Origin of the sequence: Clostridioides sp. ZZV15-6598 (assembly GCF_020657705.1) — a bacterium.
Lineage (GTDB): Bacteria > Bacillota > Clostridia > Peptostreptococcales > Peptostreptococcaceae > Clostridioides > Clostridioides difficile_F.
In genome coordinates this window covers 1-842 of record NZ_JAGWCS010000295.1, presented here as the reverse complement: position 1 = coordinate 842, position 842 = coordinate 1, and the positions used below count along the sequence as shown (strand labels likewise).

Annotated in this window: 1 protein-coding gene; it reads right to left on the bottom strand. The window is 24.1% G+C overall.

Annotated elements, in window-relative coordinates; genetic code table 11:
* Window positions 1–542: 542 nt before the first annotated feature.
* Window positions 543–842: winged helix-turn-helix transcriptional regulator (locus KGF50_RS21680; RefSeq protein WP_255655088.1), on the bottom strand; the 300-nt coding region annotated here is incomplete at its 5' end.

The following is an 842-nucleotide window of genomic DNA, read 5'->3' as shown; positions in this document are numbered from 1 at the left end:
TTTAAAGTAAAGGTGTATTGGGAGTACATCTTTACTTTTTCATTATATAATCTAAAAGTATATATTATAAAATAAAACAACTAATACAAATTACACCCTTTATATTCTCTTGAAACACAGGAATCATTCTATACACAGATTCCACAATCTCATCAAACATGAATCTAAGTTTTTACTACTCCAAATTTTATCTATCTATAACGCAAATCATATTTATAAAATATCCCCCCTATTGTACTTAAATCATATATAAAATAACATCAATATTTAGAATATTCAATATCAATTGCGTAACTGGTCAATAAAAACGTATAACTAGACAAATTTCCATATTTATATAAAAAATTCAAGAAAAACAATCATTTTATTTATATATATTTTTTATTTTTTTATTTAATTTATATTAAAAAATATCACTAATAAATATTTTACTTAGTAATTTTCAAAGTATTAATTACAGGACACTATATACTTGTAAATTAACTTTAGTATTTCTAATTTATAAAATAAAAGCCCAGCAAAATCTTTCCTAGGCTTTTATCTTATAAATTTAGTTTATTATTTTCACCCCATTTACACATTTCCTCTAAAATAGGCATTAATGACAATCCTCTTTTTGAAAGTGAATATTCAACTTTAGGAGGAATTTGAGGGTATTCTTTGCGTATGATAATACCATCTCGTTCTAATTCTTTTAACTGATTATTGAGAATCTTATCAGTTATTGAGCCAATACACCTTTTAAGTTCTCCATAGCGTAATACATCATACTCTACTAACCAAAACATTATAATCATTTTCCACTTTCCTCCAATAATTGAAAGAGTATATCCAAATGGTGT